At 58.7% G+C, this 23,220-nt stretch carries 26 protein-coding genes, 1 tRNA gene and 2 pseudogenes; 15 read left to right on the top strand and 14 right to left on the bottom strand.

Annotated elements, in window-relative coordinates; all coding sequences use genetic code 11:
• Positions 1–4: 4 nt before the first annotated feature.
• From G9X68_RS08115 to G9X68_RS08140, 6 genes are all read right to left on the bottom strand, one after another.
• Positions 5–745 carry a ribonuclease activity regulator RraA gene (locus G9X68_RS08115; RefSeq protein WP_171601941.1) on the bottom strand — a complete coding sequence of 247 codons (741 nt, stop codon included), beginning with the start codon at positions 743–745 and terminating at the stop codon, positions 5–7.
• 21 nt (positions 746–766) lie between these two features.
• Positions 767–1,930, bottom strand: a complete 1,164-nt coding sequence (locus G9X68_RS08120; protein WP_171601942.1) for a mandelate racemase/muconate lactonizing enzyme family protein — start codon at positions 1,928–1,930, stop codon at positions 767–769.
• Positions 1,931–1,963: 33 nt separating this feature from the next.
• Positions 1,964–3,061, bottom strand: a complete 1,098-nt coding sequence (locus G9X68_RS08125) for an ABC transporter ATP-binding protein (protein WP_171601943.1) — start codon at positions 3,059–3,061, stop codon at positions 1,964–1,966.
• A gap of 10 nt (positions 3,062–3,071) precedes the next feature.
• On the bottom strand, positions 3,072–3,962 hold the full coding sequence (locus G9X68_RS08130) for a carbohydrate ABC transporter permease (protein ID WP_171601944.1): 891 nt from the start codon (positions 3,960–3,962) through the stop codon (positions 3,072–3,074).
• A complete protein-coding gene (locus G9X68_RS08135) occupies positions 3,959–4,918 on the bottom strand; it encodes a carbohydrate ABC transporter permease (RefSeq protein ID WP_171601945.1) in 960 nt (319 codons plus the stop codon). The genes G9X68_RS08130 and G9X68_RS08135 overlap by 4 nt, the downstream gene beginning before the upstream one ends.
• Positions 4,919–4,992: 74 nt before the next feature.
• Positions 4,993–6,474, bottom strand: coding sequence for an ABC transporter substrate-binding protein (locus G9X68_RS08140; RefSeq protein WP_171601946.1), 1,482 nt, complete (start codon positions 6,472–6,474; stop codon positions 4,993–4,995).
• A 206-nt stretch (positions 6,475–6,680) separates the two neighbouring features.
• Between G9X68_RS08140 and G9X68_RS08145 the strand changes: the two genes are divergently transcribed.
• The 4 genes from G9X68_RS08145 to G9X68_RS08160 all read left to right on the top strand — a co-directional run bounded on the left by G9X68_RS08145 (position 6,681) and on the right by G9X68_RS08160 (position 11,254).
• Positions 6,681–7,391: a GntR family transcriptional regulator gene (locus G9X68_RS08145; RefSeq protein ID WP_171601947.1), complete on the top strand. Its 711-nt coding sequence runs from the start codon at positions 6,681–6,683 to the stop codon at positions 7,389–7,391.
• 53 nt (positions 7,392–7,444) lie between these two features.
• Positions 7,445–8,611, top strand: coding sequence for a mandelate racemase/muconate lactonizing enzyme family protein (locus G9X68_RS08150; protein WP_171601948.1), 1,167 nt, complete (start codon positions 7,445–7,447; stop codon positions 8,609–8,611).
• Positions 8,612–8,675: 64 nt separating this feature from the next.
• Positions 8,676–10,037, top strand: coding sequence for a mandelate racemase/muconate lactonizing enzyme family protein (locus G9X68_RS08155; protein ID WP_171601949.1), 1,362 nt, complete (start codon positions 8,676–8,678; stop codon positions 10,035–10,037).
• A gap of 17 nt (positions 10,038–10,054) precedes the next feature.
• Positions 10,055–11,254 (top strand): mandelate racemase/muconate lactonizing enzyme family protein, encoded by a 1,200-nt coding sequence (locus G9X68_RS08160; protein WP_171601950.1) that lies wholly within the window; start codon positions 10,055–10,057, stop codon positions 11,252–11,254.
• A 107-nt stretch (positions 11,255–11,361) separates the two neighbouring features.
• Here G9X68_RS08160 and G9X68_RS08165 read toward each other — a convergent pair whose 3' ends face one another.
• The 3 genes from G9X68_RS08165 to G9X68_RS08175 form a co-directional block, all read right to left on the bottom strand.
• On the bottom strand, positions 11,362–11,814 hold the full coding sequence (locus G9X68_RS08165; protein ID WP_171601951.1) for a GFA family protein: 453 nt from the start codon (positions 11,812–11,814) through the stop codon (positions 11,362–11,364).
• A 190-nt stretch (positions 11,815–12,004) separates the two neighbouring features.
• Positions 12,005–12,553, bottom strand: a complete 549-nt coding sequence (locus G9X68_RS08170; RefSeq protein WP_171601952.1) for a sugar O-acetyltransferase — start codon at positions 12,551–12,553, stop codon at positions 12,005–12,007.
• 11 nt (positions 12,554–12,564) lie between these two features.
• On the bottom strand, positions 12,565–13,344 hold the full coding sequence (locus G9X68_RS08175; protein ID WP_171601953.1) for a type 1 glutamine amidotransferase: 780 nt from the start codon (positions 13,342–13,344) through the stop codon (positions 12,565–12,567).
• 89 nt (positions 13,345–13,433) lie between these two features.
• Here G9X68_RS08175 and G9X68_RS08180 point away from each other — a divergent pair, with 89 nt between their 5' ends.
• Positions 13,434–13,727: an Rdx family protein gene (locus G9X68_RS08180; RefSeq protein WP_003544579.1), complete on the top strand. Its 294-nt coding sequence runs from the start codon at positions 13,434–13,436 to the stop codon at positions 13,725–13,727.
• 9 nt (positions 13,728–13,736) lie between these two features.
• On the opposite strand, the gene G9X68_RS08185 is transcribed toward G9X68_RS08180, so the two are convergent.
• Positions 13,737–14,159 carry a BA14K family protein gene (locus tag G9X68_RS08185; protein WP_171601954.1) on the bottom strand — a complete coding sequence of 141 codons (423 nt, stop codon included), beginning with the start codon at positions 14,157–14,159 and terminating at the stop codon, positions 13,737–13,739.
• A gap of 168 nt (positions 14,160–14,327) precedes the next feature.
• On the opposite strand from G9X68_RS08185, the gene G9X68_RS08190 reads away from it, so the two are divergent.
• Positions 14,328–14,414: transfer RNA gene (locus tag G9X68_RS08190), tRNA-Leu, on the top strand.
• Between the two features lie 80 nt (positions 14,415–14,494).
• Here G9X68_RS08190 and G9X68_RS08195 read toward each other — a convergent pair.
• Together G9X68_RS08195 and G9X68_RS08200 are read right to left on the bottom strand one after the other, a co-directional pair.
• Positions 14,495–14,794: a hypothetical protein gene (locus G9X68_RS08195; RefSeq protein ID WP_206679631.1), complete on the bottom strand. Its 300-nt coding sequence runs from the start codon at positions 14,792–14,794 to the stop codon at positions 14,495–14,497.
• The gene (locus G9X68_RS08200; RefSeq protein WP_171601955.1) at positions 14,791–15,660 is read right to left on the bottom strand and encodes a hypothetical protein; all 870 of its coding nucleotides are present in this window, start codon (positions 15,658–15,660) and stop codon (positions 14,791–14,793) included. The genes G9X68_RS08195 and G9X68_RS08200 overlap by 4 nt, the downstream gene beginning before the upstream one ends.
• Before the next feature lie 126 nt (positions 15,661–15,786).
• Between G9X68_RS08200 and G9X68_RS08205 the strand changes: the two genes are divergently transcribed.
• From G9X68_RS08205 to G9X68_RS08225, 5 genes are all read left to right on the top strand, one after another.
• The gene (locus tag G9X68_RS08205) at positions 15,787–16,026 is read left to right on the top strand and encodes a helix-turn-helix domain-containing protein (RefSeq protein WP_129421640.1); all 240 of its coding nucleotides are present in this window, start codon (positions 15,787–15,789) and stop codon (positions 16,024–16,026) included.
• Positions 16,027–16,556: 530 nt separating this feature from the next.
• A complete protein-coding gene (locus G9X68_RS08210; RefSeq protein WP_171601956.1) occupies positions 16,557–17,759 on the top strand; it encodes a hypothetical protein in 1,203 nt (400 codons plus the stop codon).
• A 9-nt stretch (positions 17,760–17,768) separates the two neighbouring features.
• The gene (locus tag G9X68_RS31825) at positions 17,769–18,446 is read left to right on the top strand and encodes a hypothetical protein (RefSeq protein WP_244956122.1); all 678 of its coding nucleotides are present in this window, start codon (positions 17,769–17,771) and stop codon (positions 18,444–18,446) included.
• A complete protein-coding gene (locus G9X68_RS08220) occupies positions 18,443–18,775 on the top strand; it encodes a hypothetical protein (RefSeq protein ID WP_171601957.1) in 333 nt (110 codons plus the stop codon). Before G9X68_RS31825 ends, G9X68_RS08220 begins: the two co-directional genes overlap by 4 nt.
• Before the next feature lie 4 nt (positions 18,776–18,779).
• Positions 18,780–19,073 (top strand): ribbon-helix-helix protein, CopG family, encoded by a 294-nt coding sequence (locus G9X68_RS08225; protein WP_171601958.1) that lies wholly within the window; start codon positions 18,780–18,782, stop codon positions 19,071–19,073.
• 384 nt (positions 19,074–19,457) lie between these two features.
• Here G9X68_RS08225 and G9X68_RS08235 read toward each other — a convergent pair.
• Positions 19,458–19,616: pseudogene (locus G9X68_RS08235) on the bottom strand (ATP dependent DNA ligase); the annotation flags it as partial.
• A gap of 144 nt (positions 19,617–19,760) precedes the next feature.
• Between G9X68_RS08235 and G9X68_RS08240 the strand changes: the two are divergent.
• The 4 genes and pseudogenes from G9X68_RS08240 to G9X68_RS08250 all read left to right on the top strand — a co-directional run bounded on the left by G9X68_RS08240 (position 19,761) and on the right by G9X68_RS08250 (position 21,805).
• Positions 19,761–20,024 (top strand): DUF982 domain-containing protein, encoded by a 264-nt coding sequence (locus G9X68_RS08240; RefSeq protein ID WP_171601960.1) that lies wholly within the window; start codon positions 19,761–19,763, stop codon positions 20,022–20,024.
• A gap of 43 nt (positions 20,025–20,067) precedes the next feature.
• Positions 20,068–20,247, top strand: a complete 180-nt coding sequence (locus tag G9X68_RS08245; RefSeq protein WP_171601961.1) for a hypothetical protein — start codon at positions 20,068–20,070, stop codon at positions 20,245–20,247.
• A gap of 77 nt (positions 20,248–20,324) precedes the next feature.
• Positions 20,325–20,537, top strand: a pseudogene (locus G9X68_RS31830) (thermonuclease family protein); the annotation flags it as partial.
• Positions 20,538–20,773: 236 nt separating this feature from the next.
• Positions 20,774–21,805, top strand: a complete 1,032-nt coding sequence (locus G9X68_RS08250; RefSeq protein ID WP_171601962.1) for an IS110 family RNA-guided transposase — start codon at positions 20,774–20,776, stop codon at positions 21,803–21,805.
• Positions 21,806–22,405: 600 nt separating this feature from the next.
• Here the strand turns inward: G9X68_RS08250 and G9X68_RS08255 are convergent.
• Positions 22,406–22,594 (bottom strand): hypothetical protein, encoded by a 189-nt coding sequence (locus G9X68_RS08255; protein ID WP_168316854.1) that lies wholly within the window; start codon positions 22,592–22,594, stop codon positions 22,406–22,408.
• Positions 22,595–23,220: the final 626 nt, after the last annotated feature.

Raw genomic sequence — 23,220 nt, forward strand, 5'->3', positions numbered from 1 at the left:
CTTCTCAACGGAGGCGGTTTGTTTTGCGCCACTCTTCGTACTCTCCGCGGGCATCGTCATGCAGCGGATAGTAGCGCTGTAACGACCCGCCCTCCATAAGCTTCACTCGCGAGAACTCCTCCCAATCGTGATGCTTTTGCGACTCTTCGATTACCTTCGAGGCCATTGCGACTGGAAGCACCACCACCCCGTCATCGTCGGCGACGATGATGTCGCCGGGGATTACCGTGACACCGCCGCAGGCAATCGGAACGTTGACGGCATTGGGATAAATGCTGGTCTGCACATGGTAGTTGGGAGTCCAGCCACGTAGCCATAGGGGGAGATCCAGCTTCTCGACATTGGGCCGATCACGCATGCATCCGTCGATTACGATGCCAGCGCCGCCTCTGCCTTTGAAATAGGTCGACATCATATCGCCGAAGACGCCCGAGCTCATGTCGCCGCGCGCGTCGACCACGACCACATCGCCCTCCTGCGCGTGATAGAGCACGTGCCGGTGCAACTGCGTCTCCGGATCGGCATATTCTCCCTCGGTGAAGAGGTCCGGCCGCTGCGGCATGAACTGGAGCGTCAGCGCCGGCCCGACGATCGACTTCCCGCGGTTCTGCGCCACGGGACCGACCATGTGCGGATTGCGGAAGCCCATGTGGCCAAGCGTGCCGGAAACCGTCGCGGCGCCGATTTCCTTCAGCGCGTCGATCAGGTCTTTGGGCGGTCGCGTAATGTCGGGAGTATGCGTCATTTGAGGCTCCGGTGGATGAAACTACCAGTTCGTAACAGAACCGTCGCGGCGCTTCAGGTGAGGCGCTTCCCAGAAACGAAAGCTCTCCGCCTTGACCGCCTCTTCGTTGACCTCGACGCCGAGCCCCGGCAGATCGCTGACCGGATAGTCGGGGCCGTCGAGCCGTGGCTGCACGGGGAAGAAGTCGGAATTATCGAAGCCGAGCTTTGCTTCGGGTGCCCTGGTCTCGAGCCAGGCGAAATTCGGTACCGCGGCGGCGAGATGGATGGTCGCGGCCGTGCAGACCGGGCCAAGGGGATTGTGGGGCATCAGGTCCACATAGTGCGCCTCGCTCCAACCGGCGACCTTCGTCGCTTCGGTGAGCCCGCCGACATTGCAAACGTCGAGCCGGTTGAACTGGTGGATACCACGCTCGACGTAGGGCAGGAATTGCCACTTGCTGGCAAATTCCTCGCCGATGGCAAAGGGGATGTCGGTCATCGTGCGCAGGGATTCGTAGGCTTCAGGCGTCTCATCTCGTATCGGCTCCTCGAGGAAATCAAGCACGCCACGGCCGAGCTTGTTGCAGAAGCTCGCCGCCTCTGCCACCGACAGCCGATGGTGATAGTCGATGCCGAGGACGACCTCGTCGCCCAGCGCCTCACGCGCCTTATTCAGCATGCTTGCGGAAGCGCCGATCGATTCGCGCGGCTCAAAGATGTCCTTGCTGTTTTGCCCGATGGGAAAGAAGCGGATCGCCTGCCACCCCTGTGCGCGTAGTTCGCGGGCTCGTTCGATGGCAACATCGCCTTCGGCTTCGTCACCGGTCGAGGCGAAGGTAGGAATGCGGTCGCGCTGCTTGCCGCCCAGCAGGTCGTAGGCCGGCACCCCCAGTGCCTTGCCCTTGATGTCATGAAGGGCAATGTCGATGGCGGAAATCGCCGCCTGCAGAACGCGCCCGCCTTCGAAGTATTGGCTGCGATAGGCTTCTTGCCAGATCCGACCAATCTGCATCGGGTCGCGGCCGATGAGAAACTCGCGATAGTGCTCGATCGCGCCGGCCACGGCCTTCTCGCGACCGCTCAAACCGCTCTCGCCCCATCCGAAGATGCCGTTGTCGGTCTCGACCTTGACCAGCATCTGGTTGCGTGTTCCTACCCATACTGGATAGGGCTTGATAGCGGTGATTTTAAGCTTCGTAGTCATCCACACCCTCGTTCCAGACGCATCGGCTTTGTGTCAGTTGGCCATGAGGGCCATTTCTGTTTCGCCGTCGAACAGGTGCATCCGCTCCTGGTCGAACTCGAGCCAAATCTTTTCGTCCGGTGCGACGGCAATGGTCGGCGGCACGCTGACGTTGACGATGGCGCCAGACAGGAACGCCTGTACGAAGGTGACGTCTCCGGTCGGCTCCACCGTATAGGCCTTGGCAGGAATGCTTCCTGGCACCGCACTCTTGTGCAGCTTGATCGCCGAGTGACGTGCGCCGAGCACGACTTTCTTGGTGGTTGCCCTCGCGACCTTCTGGGCGTTTTCTGGCGAGAGCTCGAGGCGCCAGCCCTCCGCGCTGGTCAAAACAGTATTGCCGCTTGCCGTTGATGCCTCCAGCGGAACCAGGCTCATCGCCGGGCTGCCGACGAAGCTGGCAACGAACATGTTCACCGGATGGGCAAAGACCTGCGCCGGTGAATCATATTGCTGCAGGTAGCCGCCGTTCATCACCGCCATCCTGTCGGCCATGGTCACGGCTTCGAGCTGGTCGTGCGTCACGTAGATGATCGTCGCCTTGAGGTCCTGGTGGAAACGCTTGATTTCCGACCGCATCTGCACGCGCAGCTTTGCGTCGAGGTTGGACAGTGGTTCATCCATCAGGAATACCGCCGGGTCGCGAACGAGGGCACGGCCCAGGGCGACGCGCTGCTGTTGACCGCCCGAAAGTTCGCGCGGCTTGCGCTCGAGTAGCTGCGTCATGTCGAGCACGCGCGCTGCTTCCTTGACCTTCTTGTCGATCTCGTCCCTTGGCAGTTTGCGCATCTGCAGCGGGAACGCCAGATTTTTATAGACCGATTTTTGCGGATAGAGCGCGTAGTTCTGGAACACCATTGCGATGTCCCGGTCCTTGGGGTCGAGGTCGTTGACCACCCGGTCCCCGATGACGATGTCGCCCGATGTGATGGGGATCAGCCCCGCTACAAGATTGAGCGTGGTTGTTTTGCCGCAGCCTGAAGGGCCGACGAGCGCAACGAATTCGCCGTCATTGACCGTCAGCGAAACATCGTTGACAGCTTTGAAGCTGCCATAGGTCTTGACAAGATCTTTGAGGACCACGTGGGCCACCGGCAACTCCCTAGTGTTTAACTGCGCCTTCCGTAAGGGCGCGTACGAAGTATCGTTGCAGGACGAGGAACAGGACCACGACGGGCACGCTCATCATAAAGCTGGCCGCCATAAGGCCGGGAAAGTCCGTCGTATTTTCGGAGAAGAAGCGCTGGATGCCGACCGGCAGTGTCAACTGCTCGTTCTTGGAGAGGAATGTGTAGGCGTAGATGTACTCGTTCCACGCGCCGATGAAGGAGTAGATCGCCGTGGCGATGATTCCTGGCGCCGAGAGCGGCATCACGATCAGGAGAAAGGCCTGGAACCGCGTCGCACCGTCGATGCGCGCCGCCTGCTCGAGCTGCACCGGGATGTTGTCGTAGAAGCCCTTGAGGAGCCAGATCGCCAGCGGCAGGCCGAATGTGAGGTAGGTGAGAACGAGCGACCCATGCGTGTTCACCAGCCCGATCGCCCGCATCAGGATGAAGAGCGGCACGAGAAAGATCACCGCCGGGAACATATTGCGAAGCAAGACGGCGAAGAACAGAAAGTTCCGGCCCGGGAAGGTGAAACGCGAAAACGCGTAGGCCGCAGGAACCGCCACGATCACCGAAAGGATGGTCGTGGCCGTGGAGACGAAAAGGCTGTTCCAGAAGAAACGAAGGAAGTCCTGGCCGACGCTGTTTTGCGGATCAAGCAGCTTCTGGTAGCTGCCAAGGGTGGGTTGGTCAGGCCACCATTGCGGCGGGAATTGCAAGGCCGCGAAGCCGGACTTGATCGAGGTGATCAGCATCCAGATCATCGGCAACGCGGTGTAAAGCAGCATGAACGCGAGAAAGATGCGTCCGCCCCATCGCCATCCGTCGATGCGCATACGGCGACGGGCCTGGCCTCGAGAAGCAGCCTCGGCAATCGTGCTCATGCGCTCCCATCCTTCCGCTCGTTGCCGCTTAGCGCACGGACGTAGAAGTAGCCGAGCGACATCAGGATCAGAAACAGCAGCACCGAATAGGCCGATGCCACACCCCAGCGCTGGCGGCCGAAGGCGAGCTCATAAATGTGGGTGATCCAGATATGCGATGCGTTCGACGGCCCGCCGCCGGTCATGATCCAAGGGATGATGAAAGAATTGAAGTTGGCCACTGCCAAGAGAAGGATCGTCACCGTCGAGACGTTTCTCAAGTGCGGGAAGGTGACGTGCCAGAACCGCTGCCATGCATTGGCACCGTCGACTTTTGCGGCGCGCAGCAACTGGTCGGGAACCGTCTGCAGGCCAGCCATCATCATGATCATGGCAAACGGAAACTCTCGCCAGATATTCACGACGATCAGCGACGGCAGCACTGTGCTGACGCTGTCGATGAAATTCGGCGGCCGGTCCGCCAATCCGAGGCCGACCAGCACCGCGCCAATGATCCCAAAGTCCGAATGGTAGATCCACTTCCAGATATAGGACGCGGCAACCGCGCTGATAACCCAGGGAATGATCAGGATGGCGCGCAGGACGCCGCGGCCGACAAAGTCACGATGAAGTGCGAGGGCGCAACCGAACCCCAGGACAAACGCGATGATGGTCGATCCCAATGTCCAGATAAGAGTGTTCGAGGTAACCGTCCAGAACACCGGGCTTTTGAGGATGGAAGTGTAGTTGTCGAAACCTACGAAAATCTTGTCCCGAAGCTGCAGGCCGGGCGGTGTATTGAAGAACGACAGCTCGATCGTGTAATAGATAGGATAGGCTATGACGATGAGCATGACGGCGATCGCAGGAAGCACGTACGCGTAGTCAGCGCGATGCTCCCAGATCTTTCGTAGCACTCCGGACCTACGAGGTTGCAGTCGTCGGGGAACCTCGGCCTTCGCAGTCAAGATCGTCACTGTGCAGAGCCCTCATCCTTGGGAACGAAACCGGCTGCGATCGATGCGCAGCCGGTCAGATCGTCGGACTTGGACTAGAGCCCACCGTCCATCAGGTCTTTGACCTTCTTGGCCGCGTCGTCCGCTGCCTGGTCGACGGTCATGGCTCCGGTCAGGGCATTCTGCAGCATGTCCGGGACGATGATATTCATGATCTCGGGGGACTGCGGCAGCGCCGGGAACGGGATGCCGTATGGCAGCATGGAGGTCGTGACATCAAGGAACTTGATGTTGTCCAGACGCTCCTTCATCCATTTGGTCTTGAAGCCGTTAAGGTTTCCCGGGTTCGAGCCGGCATAGGCCATCTTCAGCGACCATTCGGGGCTCGTCCACATGCAGATGATAGCCTTTGCAGCCGGCTCGTCTACCTTGCCGCCCTCGACATATTCGGGTTTCAGGATGTGAATGTTCGAGCCGCCAAACACGACGGCACGCTTGCCGTCGGGGCCAGTCGGAATCAGACCGTAGCGCATGTTGTCGATGACGGTCTGCGCCTTGTCCTTGTCGGGGCCTGTCGCCTTCTTCTGCAGGTCGAGCATGACATTGTAGTCGGAGGGGTGCGAGACCATCATGCCGAGCTGGCCAGCGAGGAAGAGAGGCTGGTTATCTGCCTGCTGGTTGGTGAGTGCCGAAACCGGAACCGACTTGTCGCGAACATACATATCGTACGAGGCTTGCAGCGCCGCCTTGCTCTGCGGGCTATTGAGCTCGACCTGCTTATAGCTCGGGTTCGCGGTGGCTTCGTCGAAGACGCCGCCGCCATAGGCCCACAGCTGCGGCATGAAGCGGTACGGCGTGTTGCCGGCATTCTTGCGAGCCACGAGGCCGTAACCGGCAATGCCGAGCTTGTCGTGGATCTGCTTGGAATACTTGACGACGTCGTCCCAGGTTGCCGGAGCCTTGTCCGGATCGAGACCTGCGCGCTTGAAGACGTCGGCGTTCCAGATGAACGCCATCGTTTCATTGTTGGTTGGAAGCCCGTAGGTCACCCCCTCCCAGGTCACGGCCTTCATTGCGCCAGGCCAGAAGTCCTCGGTCGAATACCCTATATCCTCTGGTTTGAGCGGCTGCAGATAGCCCTTTGAGGCGAACTCGGTGCCGCCCAGGATTTGCAGGCGGACCGCCATGGGCGCTGCATTGCCCAGGAGCGCAGTCCGGAACTTGTCCAGAAGGTCGTTATAGGTGAGGGCTTGTTCCTCAAGCTGGATGTTTGGATAGGTTTTGCGGAAGGTCTCGAAGAACTCCTTGTAGTACTGGCGCAGGAGGTCGGGGTCGCCCTCGAACACGCCCTGATACCAGAAAGTCAGTCGCCCCTTGTAGTCGAGCGGGGTGACCTTGGCGCAATCGCCCGCCGTGTCAAAATCCTGTGTGCCGGCAATGGAGCGCACATATTCCGGCGACCACTGGTTCAAGTCGACGGGCGGCGCACCCAGCGCCGACGCGGACATCAGCGATACCATCAAAGCAGTGGAGACAGTGCCGCGCAGGACGGCACCGCCGAGTGAAATCCTCGTCATAGGGTATCCTCCAGGTTCTCCCATGCCGCTCTGCGTCGAGGCGAGCGGTCGTTCCTCCCGGTCGCGGGACTTTCCACCCAATGTATCCCTTTGACCTCATCGTACGTTTTCAGATCACAGATTGCCTGTCAACTAGCGAAATCGTACATTGTTTACCGAAACATCGCGTGATATCCGAGCAATGTATGTATTGATTGGGGACAGCCTTGGCCGAAACAAGCGATTTTAAAGCACAGCCACCCGAAGGAATCGACGCTATCGGGGCTTCCAGCGAGGGTGCCTCGCTTTATCAACTGATCAGGGAAGACATCATCGAAGGGCGGCTCGCTGCCAACGAACGGCTTGTGGTCACCGATCTCGCCCGGCGCCACGGCACTTCGACCAACCCCGTACGCGAGGCTCTGCAACTGTTACGCGGGGAGGGCTTTGTCACCTTAGTTCCCAACCGCGGAGCGCGCGTGCGGCCCATAGATCAGGATTTTGTTCGCGACATCTACGAGATCGGAGTCTTGATCGAGCCGGCACTGACGCGATGGTTCGTGAATATGGCCACCGTCGAGGACATTGCTGAACTCGAACGCATCCAAGGCCTGATTGAAGAGAACGACTTCGCCGACACGTTGAGGCACAGCGAGCTGGACACCGCCTTTCACACCGTCATGTACCAAAAGCACTACAACCGCCATGCCGCCGAGCTTTGGTGGAAGCATCGCGAAGTGCTTCGAGCCGTGAGCCGGCGGTTCAACTTCACGCTCGCCCGGCGTGCCGCGATCCTTAGCGAGCATCGCGATCTCATCGCGCATGTAAAAGCGGGAAATGCGAACGAGGCAGCCGAACTCATTGCACGCCACGTCGAGGGCTCCGGCCGGCACATCCTCGAACACATGCGTGCGCGCAGCGCCGCTCGGGCAGGATAGAATACAGGGCCAGGAATATCGTTATCCCGATCACTTCAGCAAAGGCAGTTGAGATGAAAATCACCAGCGTTCGGCCGTGGCTCATCAGATCCGATGCTTCTTATTGGGGAGAGTTTCTGTTCGTCGAAGTGACGACCGACGAGGGGGTGAGCGGCTGGGGAGAGATCACCACCACGACAAGGCTCGCCAATCGCGCCCTCTGCACGATCCTGCGGCAGATCGGTGCCGCTGTGACAGGCGAGGACCCGGCGCGTATCGAGTATCTGTGGCACAAGATATTCCGCAGCTTCACCTACATGGGCAGTCGCGGCGCCGCAGTCGAATGCGTGAGCGCCATTGACATAGCCCTCTGGGACATCCGTGGCAAAGTCCTTGGCAAGCCGATTTATGAGCTCTTGGGCGGACCGGTGCGCGACGAAATTTCGCTCTACACCCATCCCGACCAGCGCAAGTTTACCAGCAAGGAGGCTGTGGTCCGGGAAATTCGAGACATCGTCGAGTCGGGCCACACTGCGCTCAAGTTCGATCCTTTCCCCCACCAGGGCCGCATCGCCGATGGACAGGCTCGCGAGCAGCGGGATGGTTACCTCGATGGCAGCATGACCCGCAAGGATGAGCGTGAGGCCGCCGAACTCACCGCCCTGATCCGCGAAACAGCGGGCTCTGATGTCGATATCCTCATCGATGCGCATGGCCGGTTCGACGTTCCCACCGCCATTCGCCTCTGTCGGAGCCTCGAGGAAGCCGGTCAGATCGACTGGTTCGAGGAGCCCTGTCCGCCCGAGAGCCTCAACGCCCTCAAGCAGGTCCGTGAGAAGGTCAGCGCCGCTATATCCTGGGGCGAGCGCGGCCACACGAAATGGGATTTCGTGCCGGTGCTCGAAAACAAGCTCGCCGACTACATCATGCCTGATGTCACCTGGACCGGCGGCATTACCGAACTCAAGAAGATTTCTGCCCTGTGCGAAGCCTACTACATCCCGGTCTCGCCGCATGACGCCGCAGGGCCGATCAACGTGGTTGCGGGAGCGCAGGTGATGATGACCGTTCCTAATTTCTACAAACTTGAAACGTCGGAGTGGAACCTGGGCAAATACGATCACCTCATCGACAGACCACTCGATGTTTCGAACGGCAGCCTTAAGCTTACGCCCAAGCCTGGTCTCGGCGTCGAAATGAACCGCGACTACCTTCAAAACCACGAGATAGAGCTGGATTAGCGACGCTCTATGCCGCCGCAGCCGCGCGCGGCGACGAACCCCGCCGACAGAACGAGGATAAATCATGCCAGAGGCAGATGGAGCCGACGAGGCGCTCAATCGGGTGAACACGCATTCCAAGCCATCCGACCTTCGCATTACCGACATGCGGGTCGCCGAAATTGTCGGCGCGCCGTTCACCTCGGTGCTGCTCAAGATTTACACCAACCAGGGCATCGTCGGGCTTGGCGAGGTGCGCGACGGCGCCAGCGCCACCTACGCGCTGCTGCTGAAAAGCCGGTTGCTTGGCGAGAATCCTTGCAACATCGATCGACTGTTTCGCCGGATCAAGCAGTTCGGCGGGCACGGCCGGCAAGGCGGCGGCGTATCGGCGGTTGAAATCGCATTGTGGGATCTTGCCGGTAAGGCCTATGGCGTCCCTATCTACCAGATGCTCGGCGGCCGGTTTCGGGAGAAAGTGCGCGTCTACTGTGACACTGATGCCACCGTGCCGAGCGGCACCGAGACCGGCAGGCGCCTCAAGCAGCGCATGGAGCTCGGCTTCACTTTCCTCAAGATGGATTTGGGATTGATGCAGATTGCGGATGTGCCCGGTGCGGTCGTGTCTCCTGCCGGCTCACTTGAAGGGTACCGCGACCATCCCGGCCGCGGCCCGCTGAAGACCATTGAAGAGCGGCGCGTCCGCAACGCTGCATACGATTTGCATAACGTCCCGCACCCGTTTACCGGCCTGCACTTTTCCGACAAGGGCCTCGACTTCCTTGAGCAATACATTGCCGAGGTTCGTGAGGTCATCGGCATGGATGTGCCGCTCGCCATCGACCATATCGGCCATATCTCAGTGCAGAACGGCATTCGCCTTGCCAGGCGCATTGAAAAATACGTGCCAGCCTGGCTCGAGGACGTGATCCCGTGGCAATATAGCGAGCAATACCGACAATTGCAGGACTCCACCACGGTGCCGATCTGCACCGGCGAGGACATATACCTCAAGGAGGGCTTCGAGCCTCTGCTCAAGAGCGGCGGCGTCTCCATTATCCACCCGGACCTGCTCACCAGTGGGGGCATCCTCGAGACCAAGAAGATCGGAGATATGGGCCAGGACCATGGTGTCGCCATGGCTATCCACATGGCAGAAAGTCCAATCGCCGCAATGGCCGCCGCACATGTGGCGACCGCGACCGAAAATTTCATGGCGCTCGAATACCACTCCGCCGATGTCGACTGGTGGGACGATATCGTCACCGGCCTTCCCAAGCCGCTGGTGAAGGACGGCTTCATCACTGTTCCGGACAAGCCGGGCCTGGGGATTGACGACGTCGTCGACGAGGTGATCTCGCAGCATCTGCAGCCGGGTGTCACCGGCATCTGGCAGCCCACGGATCACTGGGACGATGAATATTCCTGGGATCGCACCTGGAGCTGAGGCGAAAAGGAACGAAGATGAAGATCACCGATCTGCGCTGCGCCGTTATCGGCAAACACCCGATCGTCCGCATCGTTACGGACGAGGGCCTCTATGGCTTGGGTGAAGTCGAATTCACCAAGTCCTACCTCAAACCCTTTGTACTGCATTTCCGCGAAGCGCTGATCGGCGAGGACCCGACCGACGTCGAGAGAGTGATGCTGAAGATCCGCCAACGCGGCTCTTTCAAGCCGTACGGCGCGGCGGTGAGCGCTATCGAGCACGCGCTGTGGGATATTGCCGGCAAGGCCGCGGGGGTGCCCGTCTATAAACTGCTCGGCGGCAAGGTGCGGGACAAGGTGCGCGTCTACAATGGCTCGATTCGCCAGAAACGCACGGGCGACCGGCCGGAGGATTACGCCGCTGACGTCAAATGGATGATGGAGCAGCCGCAGAACTTCTTCATGGTCAAGCAAGGAATCTCCTTCCACTCCAACATGAAGGACACCATCGAGGACTTCCACTACGGCGTGACGCAGAAGAAGGCCGGCTATCACGGCGCCATGGATCAGGGCGCAATCAGCGAGCGCGGTTTCAATCACATGCTCGACTGCGTGATCGCGATGAAGGAAGTGCTGGGCGACAAAGTCAGCCTGGCGCTCGACTGCGGCCCGGGCTGGATGCTGCCCGATGCGATCAAGTTCGCTCGCGCGGTCGAGAAGTACAATTTGATGTGGCTCGAGGACATGCTGACTGGCGACTACGTGCCATGGGTCAATCCGCAGGCCTATCGGGAACTGACAACCTCCACCTCGACGCCAATCCACACCGGTGAGCAGATCTACCTGCGGCACAATTTCAAGGAACTGATCGAGACGCAGGCGGTGCGCGTCATCGGCCCCGATCCAGCCGATATTGGCGGCATTGCCGAGCTCAAATGGGTCGCCGAGCACGCCTACATGCACTCGATCCTGATGGCACCGCACGGGGTCGCTAACGGCCTGCTGGGCCTCGGCGCGTTGATCAATGTCTGCGCCACCTTGCCGGCAAATTACATCGCGTTCGAATATCCGAGCGCCTCCGACCCCTGGTGGGAGGATCTGGTAATCGGCTTGCCGCCGCAGATTGTGAAGGACAGCATGGTGGACCTACTGGAAACGCCGGGGCTGGGCCTCGATATCGACGCCGAAGCGGCCAGGAGATATCTCAGAGAAGAGGATGTGGGCTTCTTCGACTGAACCTCTCTGCGCCTGCACAACATGAATCGTCTACGCAATTACTGTCCGGAATGACACGTTTCGGGTCATGCATCATACAAGCGCTTTCTCTTCCAGGGCGTCTGAGATCAACTTCGCGCCATATACTCCTTCACCAGTCCCTCATACGCGTCCATCTCAGGCAGCGCTTCGTAGCTATATATCGCCCCGGTCTCGGCGAATGACAGTTTCTCGCTCGTCCATGTCTCGATGAAGGGCGTGAACCAGCTGGGGTCGTCGAGCATGGTCGCGCGCAGATTGACGAACCAGTCCATGGCTTCCGGCCGGGTGAACATCCAGCTCATGCAATGCGGGCAGAAATAGTGCTTCGTGACGCCATGCAGGCCGCCGATGACCGGCTCGCCTTGCGTCACCTCAAAGCCTTCGCTGGGGATGGCCGCACTCAGCGAATAGGCGCTTGATGTCATCCTCTGGCACCCCGTGCAATGGCAGGCCATGGTGAGCAGCGGCGGGGCACTGATCTTCAGCCGCACCCGGCCGCAACGGCAGCCGCCTTCCATGGGTAAAGTTCGCTCGCTCATGATGTCCTCCCGTTTTTGCCTTCTGATCTAGCGGAGCTTTCCTCGCTGTCGAGGTGCGAGGTCATCGCGGAATGGCGGCCTTGCCGGCGTTAGAGCGTTTCCGTTTTCTCCGAATCACGGAAATGCTCTATCTCTTTGTTTTCACGCAATTCCGGACGCAAAACCGCTACGCACTTTTGCTGGAATTGCTCTAGCGGATGCGGGCCGGATTGCCGACCATGGTTGCGCCGGCCGGCACATCCCCGGTCACCACCGCGCCGGCGCCGACGATCGCACCGTCGCCGATCACGACGCCGCCGAGGATGATGGCGCTGCCACCGATCCAGACGTCACTGCCGATGACGACCGGCCGGGCGATCTCGATGCCTGTGCTGCGCAGTGCCGGATCCTTGTGATGCTCGGCGCAATAGATCTGCACGCCGGGGCCGAACATGCTGCGGTCGCCGATGGTCACCCGGCCGGAATCGAGGATGGTGCAGCCGGCATTGAAATAGACGCGCTCGCCAAGAGTGATATTGATGCCGTAGGAGCAGTGAAACGGCGCTTCGATGAAGATATCGGGCGTGGCCTGCGCAAAGAGCGCTCGCAGGGCCGGCGCGACGGCGCCGCGCTCGTCCGGCGGCAACGTGTTATGCGCGTGGACCGCGGCACGCGCCTGCCGGCGCAAGACATCGAGCTCGTCATCGAGGCAGCAATACCATTCGCCTGCCGCCATCTTCTCGCGTTCGCTCGCCGGCATCGCCTCACCCCTCACGCCGAGGCCTGCGACAGCGTTTCTACCTCTTGCCGATCGATCAGGCTGACCCAGGCGCGGGCGATGGCAAGGCCTGCGGCATCGGCGGCAACGGCATGTCTTGCTGCTGCCAGTTCGGCATGGTTCTCCAGCCAGCCCGGCGCAATGCGCGCGATCGTATCGGGGAATTCGGCCTTCCATTGCTCGACGACCGCTGAATTGGCCTCGAAATGGAACTGGGTGCCATAAACGGCGCGGCCGATACGAAAGGCCTGGTTCTCGGCAACAGGGCTCGAGGCAAGACGCACGGCGCCCTCAGGCAGGGAGAACGTATCGGCATGCCATTCGAAGATGGTGAACTCGCCGCCAAGCGCCGATAGCAGCGGATCGACCCGGCCCTCGCCGGTGACGCCGATCACGTGCCAGCCGAATTCGCAGGCGGCGCCCAAGTGATTGTCGGCGCCATAGGCGCGGGCGAGGATCTGGCTGCCGAGGCAGATGCCGAGCACGGCCTTGCCGGCATCGCCAAAGCGGCGCGTGAGCCGGACGAGCTCCGGCAGATAGGGGTGGGTTTCGTCATCCAGCGCGCTTTGCTCACCGCCGAGAACGACCAGCGCGTCATGGCCGGATATGTCTTTCGGCAGTATGCCGTCCTGCCACACCCGGAACCACTCGATCTCTGCTCCTGCCTCGTCGAGGGCCGCGGCAAGTGCACCAAGGCCGGAATTCCTCATGTTTTCGATGACAGCGACGCGCATAGGCTCTTCCTGGTATGGCCGACAGGGGGAAGAGACCATGCCGGAGGACGAGGCGCAAGACGCTTGTGCGAAGCGATTGCGCGGACGCGCCACAGGGCTTAAATCTCAGCAAACGAAAGGACATCACCATGACCGAAAAAGCCCGTGTCACGATCCTCTACTGCACCCAGTGCAACTGGCTGCTGCGCGCCAGCTGGATGGCGCAGGAACTGCTGCACACCTTTTCCGACAGCCTCGGTGAGGTGGCGCTGATCCCCGCCACCGGCGGCAATTTCGAGATCCGCGTCAATGGCGATCTGATCTGGGAGCGCAAGCGCGACGGCGGCTTTCCCGGGCCGAAGGAGCTGAAACAGCGGGTCCGCGACATTGTCGAGCCCGGCCGTGATCTCGGCCATGTCGACCGCGCCTCGCTCGAAAGCTGATCACGACGATCAGCGATAGGGCGAGCGGCAGGTCTTGTAGATGCCCTCATAAGTGAGGAAACGATCCGTCCTCGGATTGTAGGAGCGGTACTCGTTGCTGCACCAGGCGGCATGGCTGTTCATGTCGCGCGGCTTCGGCTGCACTCGGCGCACCGGCGGCGGATCATAAGTCAGCTGCGGCCGGCCAGCGGCCCCCGGCTGGTAATAAGTCGGCCCCGTCGCACTGCGCGGCCGGTAGTTCGGCTGGACATAGGCGGGACGATGCCATTGCTGCGGCCCGAAACCGAAGCAGCCGCGAAAATCGCAAAGCGTCGATCCGGTGTTGAGCGGCCCGACCCCCGGCTTGCCGAGCTTCAACGAATCAGCCTCGGCGACTGCAGGCGTGAGAATGGCGAGAAGGCCGGCGAGCAATAGCGTGCGAGGAGCGGGCATGAGGCATTCCTTTCGATATTTCCTCTATATAGGGCGGACCAGCCGGAGCGCTATGCCCGCCTTGGGCCACTCCCGCCCATGTGATCGGCAGCTTTCTCGCCAAGTGTCAGAAAAACTTCAAAAACCCAGTTGACAGTCAGGAGCCACCCCCTTACATCGCTCTCCGTCGCCCAGATGGCGGAATTGGTAGACGCGCCAGCTTCAGGTGCTGGTACCCGAAAGGGTGTGGAGGTTCGAGTCCTCTTCTGGGCACCATTCCATTTTAGAAAGACAAGCAATTACAACGCTCTAAGCGGATTGCTTGTTTTTCGATCCCCCTGAATATCCCCCCACAGTTATCCACTGGATTCGGTGAGCTCTTTGGCTTCATCTGGGATGTGGACGCGCAGGCCCATCGGGTTTGACCAACCCAATGTGTCTTCTTCGTCATTGCCATCTTCGTCATCGGAGAGGTCGAGCTCCAGATCATAAAAACATCCGGTGCCGCTGCATTGTGGCGTGCTGCCGATCGACGGTTCGCTGTCACCGTTGTCCTCAAGGTTCGGATCGCCATCGAGAAGATCCAGCAGGGCGATCAGTTCTTCGATGTATCCCTCCAGCGTTTCGCGCCGCAGTTTCTGGACCATATTGCTCATACGGCTGCCCTCCCAGCGACTTCCGCCACGGATTTCACTAACCGGGCGAGCTGACCAAGTGGTGTGCCGTCAGACTCCGTGAGTTTCATGAGGTCACTGGCTGTTACGGTGAGGGCATCAGCCCTCATCCCCAAGCCCGCCATAGTACGAGCGTCGCACCGGGAGACTTCGTCGGCTGCCTTTCGCATGCGAGTGGAAGCATCTCTCACGCGCGCCTGCGCAGCATCCACACCAGAAATAGTACGAAGACGCGCCGTTTGCGCCTCATACCGTTCGGCAAGAGCAATGTCGCGGGTGCATTCCTTTATGGCCTCTTCTTTGAAGGCCAGGTTGCGGGCCAGTGATTTTTCCGTGCGGCCTTTGGGCGCGTGGCGTTCCCATCGGTCGAGCAGTTCCCGCGCTTTTTCGCTGGTGATCAGCGTGAAGCATGTCTGCCGGGTCTTCTCCCTGAATTCGCGTGAAAGCCTTTTCGTCACGGTGCTCGTGTCTCTGAGCAGGAAGCGGCCGATAATGTCTCTTTCGGCGGCTGTGCTGTGGCGGTTGTCTTGTGCGTTTGCGTTCAACAAAAGTTCCTCGGGTGCCAACGGCCATTGATGGCGCCACTCATCCGCCAACCACTCCAACGCGTCCTGCGCCTCTTTCAGCTCGGCGCATGCATCATAGAATTTTTCGTATGCGGAGATCAGTTCGGGGTTTTCTGCCTGGTCGCAGGCAAGGTAAGGCGCTCTGACGACGTCGGCGCCATGCGCATCAGGCGCGACGGCGACCACTGCGGCCGTCGAGGCGGCGGCGAGACCCCAAAGAAGGGCGCGGCGGGTGGTATTTGGCAAGCCTTCGGCGGCTGCCGGAATTACATGGTTCGGCATTTCAAACTCCCGGTATGTGGCGGGTCAGCGTTAACTATCGCCATTAACCTAGTTATGAAAACTAGGTTTGTCAATCGGAAACTAGGTGCTATAACTATGTTTATCGTTTTAAGGGATATTTTCCGAATGCTGACAACTGGAAACCAGCTAAAGGCCGCCCGTATTCTGGCGGAAATTGAGCAGAAAGAGCTCGCCGAAAAGGCCGGCCTAAATGTCAACACTATTCGGAACATGGAGAGTGTGGGAAACGGACCGATCGCCGGTCGTGCAGCAAACGTTCAGGTCGTTCAACGCGTCCTCGAGGCAGAGGGGATCGAATTCCTGAACCACGGTCGCCCGGGCGTCCGCGTGGTTGGTAAGGAATGAGTCATGGCTCTGCCGGCGAATTACACCCCCGAAGAGATAGCCACACATTTCGGCTGGTCGCCGCGGAAACTTCGCGCGCTCGCGCGGGAAATCGGCGCCTGCTCCATCGTCGGCAACAGGATGATCTTGACGGACAATGACGTCGCCCTGCTTCTGGAGGCGTCGAGGCCCAAGCCGGCAGCGATTGCCGCGCCCGCGGTTGGCTCATACGCTGAATTGGTCAAACTGAGGGCTAGAAATGAGCGACGAGGCCGAAAGCCATAAGCTATTCACACCGAAGTCACTTGCCGAGCGATGGTGCTGCTCAGAACGTCATATTCGCAACATGATGGCATCGGGCCAACTGCCATATTTCAGCGTCGGCGCTAAACTGAAGCGTATAAAGTGGGAAGACGTCGACAGCTACGAGCGAAACCAAATCGGCGAGTAGGTGCAGCCATAATCGGTGGCTTTCAGCATTTTCTCTGACAGTTGACTCCGCCCACCTAGCTCGGCAATTTCGTCCAGATCAAGCTCGGATGAAGTGGCCAATGGAAGAGATCAAGCGCGTACTTACCCGCGAAGAACTACACGAGCTCGTGTGGTCGACGCCGATGCAACAGCTCGCCGAGAGATATGGGCTCTCCGACCGTGGGTTGGCGAAGACTTGTGAGCGGCATTTGGTGCCAGTACCCGGTCGTGGCTACTGGGCAAAGATCGAAGCGGGGCAGCGGGTGAAGAAGACGCCTCTGCGCGCGGTACAGAATACCGCCATCCACACCGTGCACATTGGAACCAAGTATATCAGCCCCCAAAGCGCATACATCGCAGGGATGTTAGCCGCGGCGAAAGTCGAGCTTGAGCAAGAAGACGAGGAAATAGAAAAGTCGCGGCCTTCGGCCCTACCTGCCGAACTTGAGCCTGTTCGGCCGGCCCCGCCGGTGATCTCACCCGCAGGCATTCATGCCGATGCCAAGCCTCTTCTCACGGAGCTAAGAAGGCTTGAACCCGATCGCGACGGGTTTGTCGACCTGAGTTACATCAAGGTGTCCCCTTCCGATATCAACCGCGTGGTGAACCTTGTCAGCGCTCTGGCCTACCAACTGGAGGGCTACGACGTTGAGCTTGTGACGGACAGGAATCGGCTTCGATTTGCGAAAGACGGCACGACGATTGGGTTCTCTATAACGGCGCCGCGAAAGCGGGTCGCCACGAAAAGTGGATGGCGTTCCTACGATTACCTTCACATCGGGCGACTGGTCTTCGAGATATATGGCGGTCGTGACGGATCTCGGAAAAATTGGAGCGATACTGACAACCGTAAGGTCGAGGAAGCTATCAGCGAGATCGTGGAGGGGTTCCGCGTCGCGTTGATCGTCGAAAGAGAGCGACAAGAGAAACAACGAATAGAAGACGATAGGCGAGCCCATATGGCTCATCGGAGAGAACTGGTCACGCTCAGACAAAAGAGGGAAAGCGATCGACTTTCCTTTCTCCATTCCATCGCGGCGGCTCGACGCGAGGTCGCTGACCTCAAAGCAACAATAGCAACTGTACCGCAAGACGGTTCCTTGCCGGACGATTACAAGCGGATGATCAGTTGGGCCGAACGGCGCCTCGAGGATCTGGAAGCGGAAACCAGCATCGAACGAATTCAGGAACGGTTGGTCGAACAGCGACTCTACACCGACCCCGACCACCTATTCGATCCGGAGGGCGACCCGCCGCCGAAAGTGAATTACTGGGATGATTGAGGCGGCATCGTGAAGAACACCGAAGATAGACACCTGCCGTATTGGCCAGCCGCGCTTAACAAGAAGATGGCCGCCGCCTACTGCGGTATTTCATATGAGCTGTTCACCCAAATGTGCCCCGTAAAGCCAATCTCGTTTACAGCTTCGGCGTGGGGCCAGCGATACCTGCGACAGCGGCTGGACGAATGGCTGTTGTCGCTAGATCCAAATGAAGCGATCAGCGCGGGCAGCAAGAAGGCCAGCGAAATATTGGAGAGCTGGGACTCATGGGGGACTGATTCCGGCAGGAGCAAACAGCCGCGTAACGGAGCCGGCGGATATCCAGTTATCGACGATCCAAGCGATCCCGTGAAGAAATGGTATGACAGCCTCGGCTTTGATCCTGAGACAATGGACGAGAAGGATATGTCTCGGCTTATGTCCAAGGCTCATGACGAATGGGCTGCCACCGTTCCCGGTTCGAAACTTGGCAAGCGAGAGATCAAAGCATTGAAATATCTCGCATCGATTGGACCCGCCATCAAAATCCATTGGCGCGACGTGAAGGATTGCGGACCAGATACCGAAGAAAGGCTGAAGATCAGGGGATTCATTGAGACATTCCCGCAGGAGAATTATCCAGATCAGATCGGCTATTATATGCTTACAGACGAAGGGTTTGCAGCTTCGCAGGAGTCGGGAACATGAACGACCGCGACGAGGAAATTGGCGACGACGAACTCGTGCCGTTGGCAAAAGCCTGTAAAATTTTTTTGCACGGTCATCTCACGAAATCATCTTTACGCACGGAGAGCCGAAAGGGAACCTTGGAGATCATCCGGATTGCCAACAAAGATTTCGTCACACGAAACGGCATCCGTAGGATGATTGAAAAGTGCACCGTAAGGAATGCCGCGCAGGCACCGCCTCCGATAACTGCAAAGGAGGCTCTTCGGCTCAAACTTGACCAGCGGAAAAAGACTGAGCGGCAACAACCGGTGAGGAGCAAGAGACTCACTTCAAGCGCGGACGGATGAACAAGTGACGACCTCCTCAGATGCTGCCACCCTCTTAGAGGAGGCAGCCGACCGGATCGCCGATATCTCGCGAGCTGATCTCCAGATCATGCTTCGCCGCGCGGCGCTACGACTGCGCAATGCCGGTACCGTCTCGATGGAAGATGATGTGGAGGACGCCTTACGTGACCTGGCAGGCGAGCTCGGCAAGACGCGTAACGACATAATCAGGTTTATCGTTCGAGAGTGGATGGAGAAGAACACCTATCTGCCGGTGCACGTGCTGGATGAAGATGGGGATGTTGACGGATCGGCTTGATGCATTTGCGCCCCAGGTCCGATGCCACCTTGTCAAGGCGTGAGGGTGGGCCTTCGGCCCTCCCTTTGCGGCTAACCATTTCCCCGATAGTTTGCTGCTTTGGCCCAAAGACTGAGCGCTTGCGACCATGTCCTACCTTTGGTATCGATCCGCTTCTCCATGTAGTATCCGGTTGCATGCCAGACGGTTTTCGAACTTTGGTGCAGGCTGACGCTAACTTCTTTGTCCCAGACTCGAACGGTTTTTTCCATTGGGTCCCTCCCAAAAATCCTAGGGGCCGAATTAAGACGGTTTAGCGGGAGGATTCAACCGCTATCACCTCTGCGGAGATTCACCGATGCTAGAGCTGCGGGCCTCGTCTCCGCTCGCTTTCATGGCTGCTGACTAAAGTTCGTAGACAACGCTATTATCCTGCTTCTCCCGCAGCCCCTTATAGGAAGCGTGCCGCAGCTTGCCGTCATCCGTCCAAGCCCTGTACTCGATCTCCGCAACGAGCTTCGGCTTCACGAATATTGCTGCCTTGCGATCGACAGCGGCGGCCGGCGCATCACAATTCACCGCCCGTCTTCCGCCTGTGCCAATTCATTGCCCGTTCAATGCCATGCGCACTTTTAGATAAACCATCCCGTGCATTGGCACGCCCCTTGCACCGTTAACAATATGCCATCCCATCAGGAGTATTGTGTAATGGAATGGGGCACTTCGATCGAATTCGCTCCCGTCATTCTTATGTTCAAGAATCCCGACAGGGTATTTTGCGTCAGGACGGCCATGGGGGCCGCCAACGCGCTCATAAATGAATTCCCCACCGATGATGGAGAGGAGTTTCTTCTTGCGATCAAACTCTGTGTAGACGTCGTAGAGGGGAAGGCTGACCCCGAGCAACTCCGGGCAGCGATTATTCGCGCTGCAGACGAGGCTGGTGTTACGGCTATTGCCGTTCTGAATTGACGGCATGCCCCTCACATTCGAGGGTCTGCGCGAGGAATGTCGCTTGGCAGCTGTCCAGGCCGACGCGGTTGAACCGCCATTAGAGCAGGATACAGGATGCGGTCACCGCGGCGCCAACATCGTCATCGGCTATGCGGTGACGTTCCCGGAAAAGACGCTCGGAGAGATGGCCGCGGTCAGCTCTTCAGTAAAAGATAGTCGTTCAATTCAGCCCGAGCCCTGACGTATTCGTCCCCGAAGAATTTCTCCCATTGTTGAACGCGAGCATCATTTCGGTCAGGCTTGTCATCATGGAGACTGAAGCTTGCGCTGATCGCCAAGGGCCGGCTTAAAGAGCTACTGGCCGAAAAGGGATTGAGGATTGAATGGAGCGGCGCGGTGGACAAGACACCTACTCACCGGCCGCTAATCAATATCTACCGATCGAATGGTGAAGAAATCGGAAAGACGCTGCTCCATGAGGGCTTCGCACGGTCGTGGAGCCCGAAGCAGCGGAACGATTGGTGTTCATGACGTGTTGCCCAGGCGGCCGCCATAACCATTGACCGCCTGTACAGCATTTACAGCATTTACAGCATTTACAGCAAATGACGATGCGGAACTGTTGCGCAAAATCAACGTGAACTTGCAAAAAGGGTGAGCAAGGCGGCAGAAACCTGAAATCTCGGAACGCATGATCGAGGAGGATCACACAGCTTACATGTTCCAAGCAAAAATTGCTCCCGCAACTTCAACAAGAGGATCGGAGCATGGACAAGATTGCAACAATCGGGTTGGACATAGCCAAGCAGGTATTTCAAGTCCACGGCGCGGACGCGCAGGGCGTTACGTTATTCAATCGGAAATTACGACGGAGCGAGGTTCGGCCGTTCTTCGAGAAACTTCCGCCTTGTATCGTGGCGATGGAAGCCTGCGGAAGCGCACACTACTGGGGGCGCGAGATCAGCGCATTGGGGCATGAGGTGCGAATATTGCCGGGGCAATATGTGAAACCGTTTGTCACCCGCGGAAAAACTGATGCCGGCGACGCCTTAGCCATCAGCCAAGCCATGAGGCGACCTGATATCCGGTCGGTTCGGCTGAAGACGGCAATAGAGCAGGCGGCAGCAATGGTTTTGCGGACGCGGGTCTTATTTGTGCGCCAGAGGGCAAGCGCGATCAACGCGCTGCGTGGTCACTTGACTGAATTCGGCCTCGTTGCAGATCGCGGAATACCCAACGTCAGCAAACTGGCGGCTGCAATTCCAGAGAAGGGCGATGCTCGCATTCCTCCGGCAGCACGGTCCGTACTCGATGAGATCCTCGCTGAGATCGAGGTGCTCACATCGCGAATTGAACGCATTGACAGACAGATCGCGTCGGAGGCAAAGCGGGATGAAGATATTCGCCGCCTGACAGCTATTCCCGGTGTCGGAGCTCTGATGGCATCGACCATAAAGGCCTACGTGCCCGATCCAGCCGCATTCAAGTCCGCTCGTCACTTTTCGGCATGGCTCGGTCTCACGCCGAAGCTCAATTCAAGCGGTGGAAGACTGCGATCTGGGCGCATTTCTAAGATGGGAAACCCCGAGCTGCGCTCCCTTCTTTACTTGGGAGCTGTGTCGGTACTCATTGCCGCTCGCAGACGTGGAACGGCATGGACGTGGCTGCGAAGGCTTATGGATGGGCGTCCGCTGAAAGTGGCGGCAATCGCAGTAGCGAACAAGACCGCAAGGATTGTCTGGGCGTTGCTCACCAAGGGCGGACGCTATGAAGCGCCGGGTGAACGAGTGGGAGCTTAATTCCCAGCTAAGCCCATTCTTAAACAACATCAATAGGTGCAGGACGGCATAAACGGCACGCGTGATAAGTATGAAGTAGGACAGGCCGGGACAAAATCCGCACCGATTAGGGTGCGCGGAGCCGCTTTGCCGCCTACTTCCCGCTTCGCACCTGGACCAGCGCCCCAAACAGGCGACTAGGCCGGATAGACGATTGGGTCACCGCCGTGGCCGCTCGATCCAAACCCCTGCACCGCGGGTCGTTCAGTTTTACGCTGAGCGGCCCGCTCCCGTCACACCTCAGTGTCAGTTTTTTCGGCCAATGCTGAAGGGCTGCCACAGTACCATCGCCGGCTTAGGCGACCCGATTGGTGCGACTGATCAAAAGAATTCTGTCGGCGCGGGAACAATTGGCTCCGCCGATCGTAAGGGGTCGGGCCGTGCAGAGATTGTTATGGCAGCCTACCATACACTTCAATATGCGGCCCGCCGAACCCAAACTAGCCCCGTCTTCCAAAGGCGGGGCTTTTTCCGGCATTGGCGTTTCGGCCGAAAATAGTCAAAGCTCTGGCATCGACCATTCTAGGAAAGGTTGGATAACGGCAGCGTCAGCCGACTTCCTCATTTTGACCCGAGCGCGCCGCCGCTGACTTCCTCTGCCTCGATGATCGCGATGTCGAGCAGATGGACGCTCATCCCACCATCAGGATTATCGGCAGTGCGCTTCCGCACAGTTGCCGCGAGCTTCAGCCAGGTCGGCGAGCAGCCGACAAACATGATTCCGGGCCATTGGAAGGCCGCCCAGCGCACAGGAGCTTCAATGCTTGGGGTTTAGCAAGTGATCGCTGAGCGGCCCCCGGATGATACAAATTATTACTCGAAAAGCTGAAGTCAAATTGTATTTTCGAGAAAAACAGGACAATGAACTCTTTAGTTGAGAACGAATCTGTGGGCGCATAACTCTAGAAAGTAATATTTATTGCAAATCCATGTAAGTTGTGCGAATAAGATATTGCAGTGCAAGATGCGCTTTCCTAGAAAACACCCCCCTTCCTGATCCCCGCCATCGCGGGGTTTTCTTTCTCCGAGCTAGCTAAACTTAGATGCATCTCTCAATCGATCAGTAACCAGATTCAGCCTAAGATCTGGCCTAACAGGTTGAAAGCAGGTATACATCGCTCTCGCTTAACTTGTGTCGACGGAGCCTGGCTAAAGATGTTGATGAATTCGGACGCTCCGATCACAGTTCATAGCTGGCGCGCCGGTACTGAGAACAAACAGTTCGTCTCTTTGCAAGCAGCGATCGAATACGCGAGAGATCAATTAGACGAGCTTCCGGCGGTCGAGATCCTAATCCGAACGGGTCAGCACCGTTATGCGATTCTTGGCGGTGATCAACTTGCCGCCTTGGTTAGGCGGGTTTGCGTTACTCACTG

The organism is Rhizobium changzhiense (assembly GCF_013087625.1).
Taxonomy (GTDB): domain Bacteria; phylum Pseudomonadota; class Alphaproteobacteria; order Rhizobiales; family Rhizobiaceae; genus Rhizobium; species Rhizobium sophorae.

Bases quoted from the DNA above. Each gene is read 5' to 3' on its own strand.
- G9X68_RS08165 (WP_171601951.1), bottom strand. From the start codon at position 11,814: ATGAGCGAGCGAACTTTACCCATGGAAGGCGGCTGCCGTTGCGGCCGG.
- G9X68_RS08240 (WP_171601960.1), top strand. From the start codon at position 19,761: ATGGAATGGGGCACTTCGATCGAATTCGCTCCCGTCATTCTTATGTTC.
- G9X68_RS08120 (WP_171601942.1), bottom strand. From the start codon at position 1,930: ATGACTACGAAGCTTAAAATCACCGCTATCAAGCCCTATCCAGTATGG.
- G9X68_RS08150 (WP_171601948.1), top strand. From the start codon at position 7,445: ATGAAAATCACCAGCGTTCGGCCGTGGCTCATCAGATCCGATGCTTCT.
- G9X68_RS08195 (WP_206679631.1), bottom strand. From the start codon at position 14,794: ATGAGCAATATGGTCCAGAAACTGCGGCGCGAAACGCTGGAGGGATAC.
- G9X68_RS08220 (WP_171601957.1), top strand. From the start codon at position 18,443: ATGAACGACCGCGACGAGGAAATTGGCGACGACGAACTCGTGCCGTTG.
- G9X68_RS08200 (WP_171601955.1), bottom strand. From the start codon at position 15,660: ATGCCGAACCATGTAATTCCGGCAGCCGCCGAAGGCTTGCCAAATACC.
- G9X68_RS08250 (WP_171601962.1), top strand. From the start codon at position 20,774: ATGGACAAGATTGCAACAATCGGGTTGGACATAGCCAAGCAGGTATTT.
- G9X68_RS08185 (WP_171601954.1), bottom strand. From the start codon at position 14,159: ATGCCCGCTCCTCGCACGCTATTGCTCGCCGGCCTTCTCGCCATTCTC.
- G9X68_RS08175 (WP_171601953.1), bottom strand. From the start codon at position 13,344: ATGGTCTCTTCCCCCTGTCGGCCATACCAGGAAGAGCCTATGCGCGTC.
- G9X68_RS08140 (WP_171601946.1), bottom strand. From the start codon at position 6,474: ATGACGAGGATTTCACTCGGCGGTGCCGTCCTGCGCGGCACTGTCTCC.
- G9X68_RS08115 (WP_171601941.1), bottom strand. From the start codon at position 745: ATGACGCATACTCCCGACATTACGCGACCGCCCAAAGACCTGATCGAC.
- G9X68_RS08130 (WP_171601944.1), bottom strand. From the start codon at position 3,962: ATGAGCACGATTGCCGAGGCTGCTTCTCGAGGCCAGGCCCGTCGCCGT.
- G9X68_RS08160 (WP_171601950.1), top strand. From the start codon at position 10,055: ATGAAGATCACCGATCTGCGCTGCGCCGTTATCGGCAAACACCCGATC.
- G9X68_RS08170 (WP_171601952.1), bottom strand. From the start codon at position 12,553: ATGCCGGCGAGCGAACGCGAGAAGATGGCGGCAGGCGAATGGTATTGC.
- G9X68_RS08155 (WP_171601949.1), top strand. From the start codon at position 8,676: ATGCCAGAGGCAGATGGAGCCGACGAGGCGCTCAATCGGGTGAACACG.
- G9X68_RS08210 (WP_171601956.1), top strand. From the start codon at position 16,557: ATGGAAGAGATCAAGCGCGTACTTACCCGCGAAGAACTACACGAGCTC.
- G9X68_RS08180 (WP_003544579.1), top strand. From the start codon at position 13,434: ATGACCGAAAAAGCCCGTGTCACGATCCTCTACTGCACCCAGTGCAAC.
- G9X68_RS08205 (WP_129421640.1), top strand. From the start codon at position 15,787: ATGCTGACAACTGGAAACCAGCTAAAGGCCGCCCGTATTCTGGCGGAA.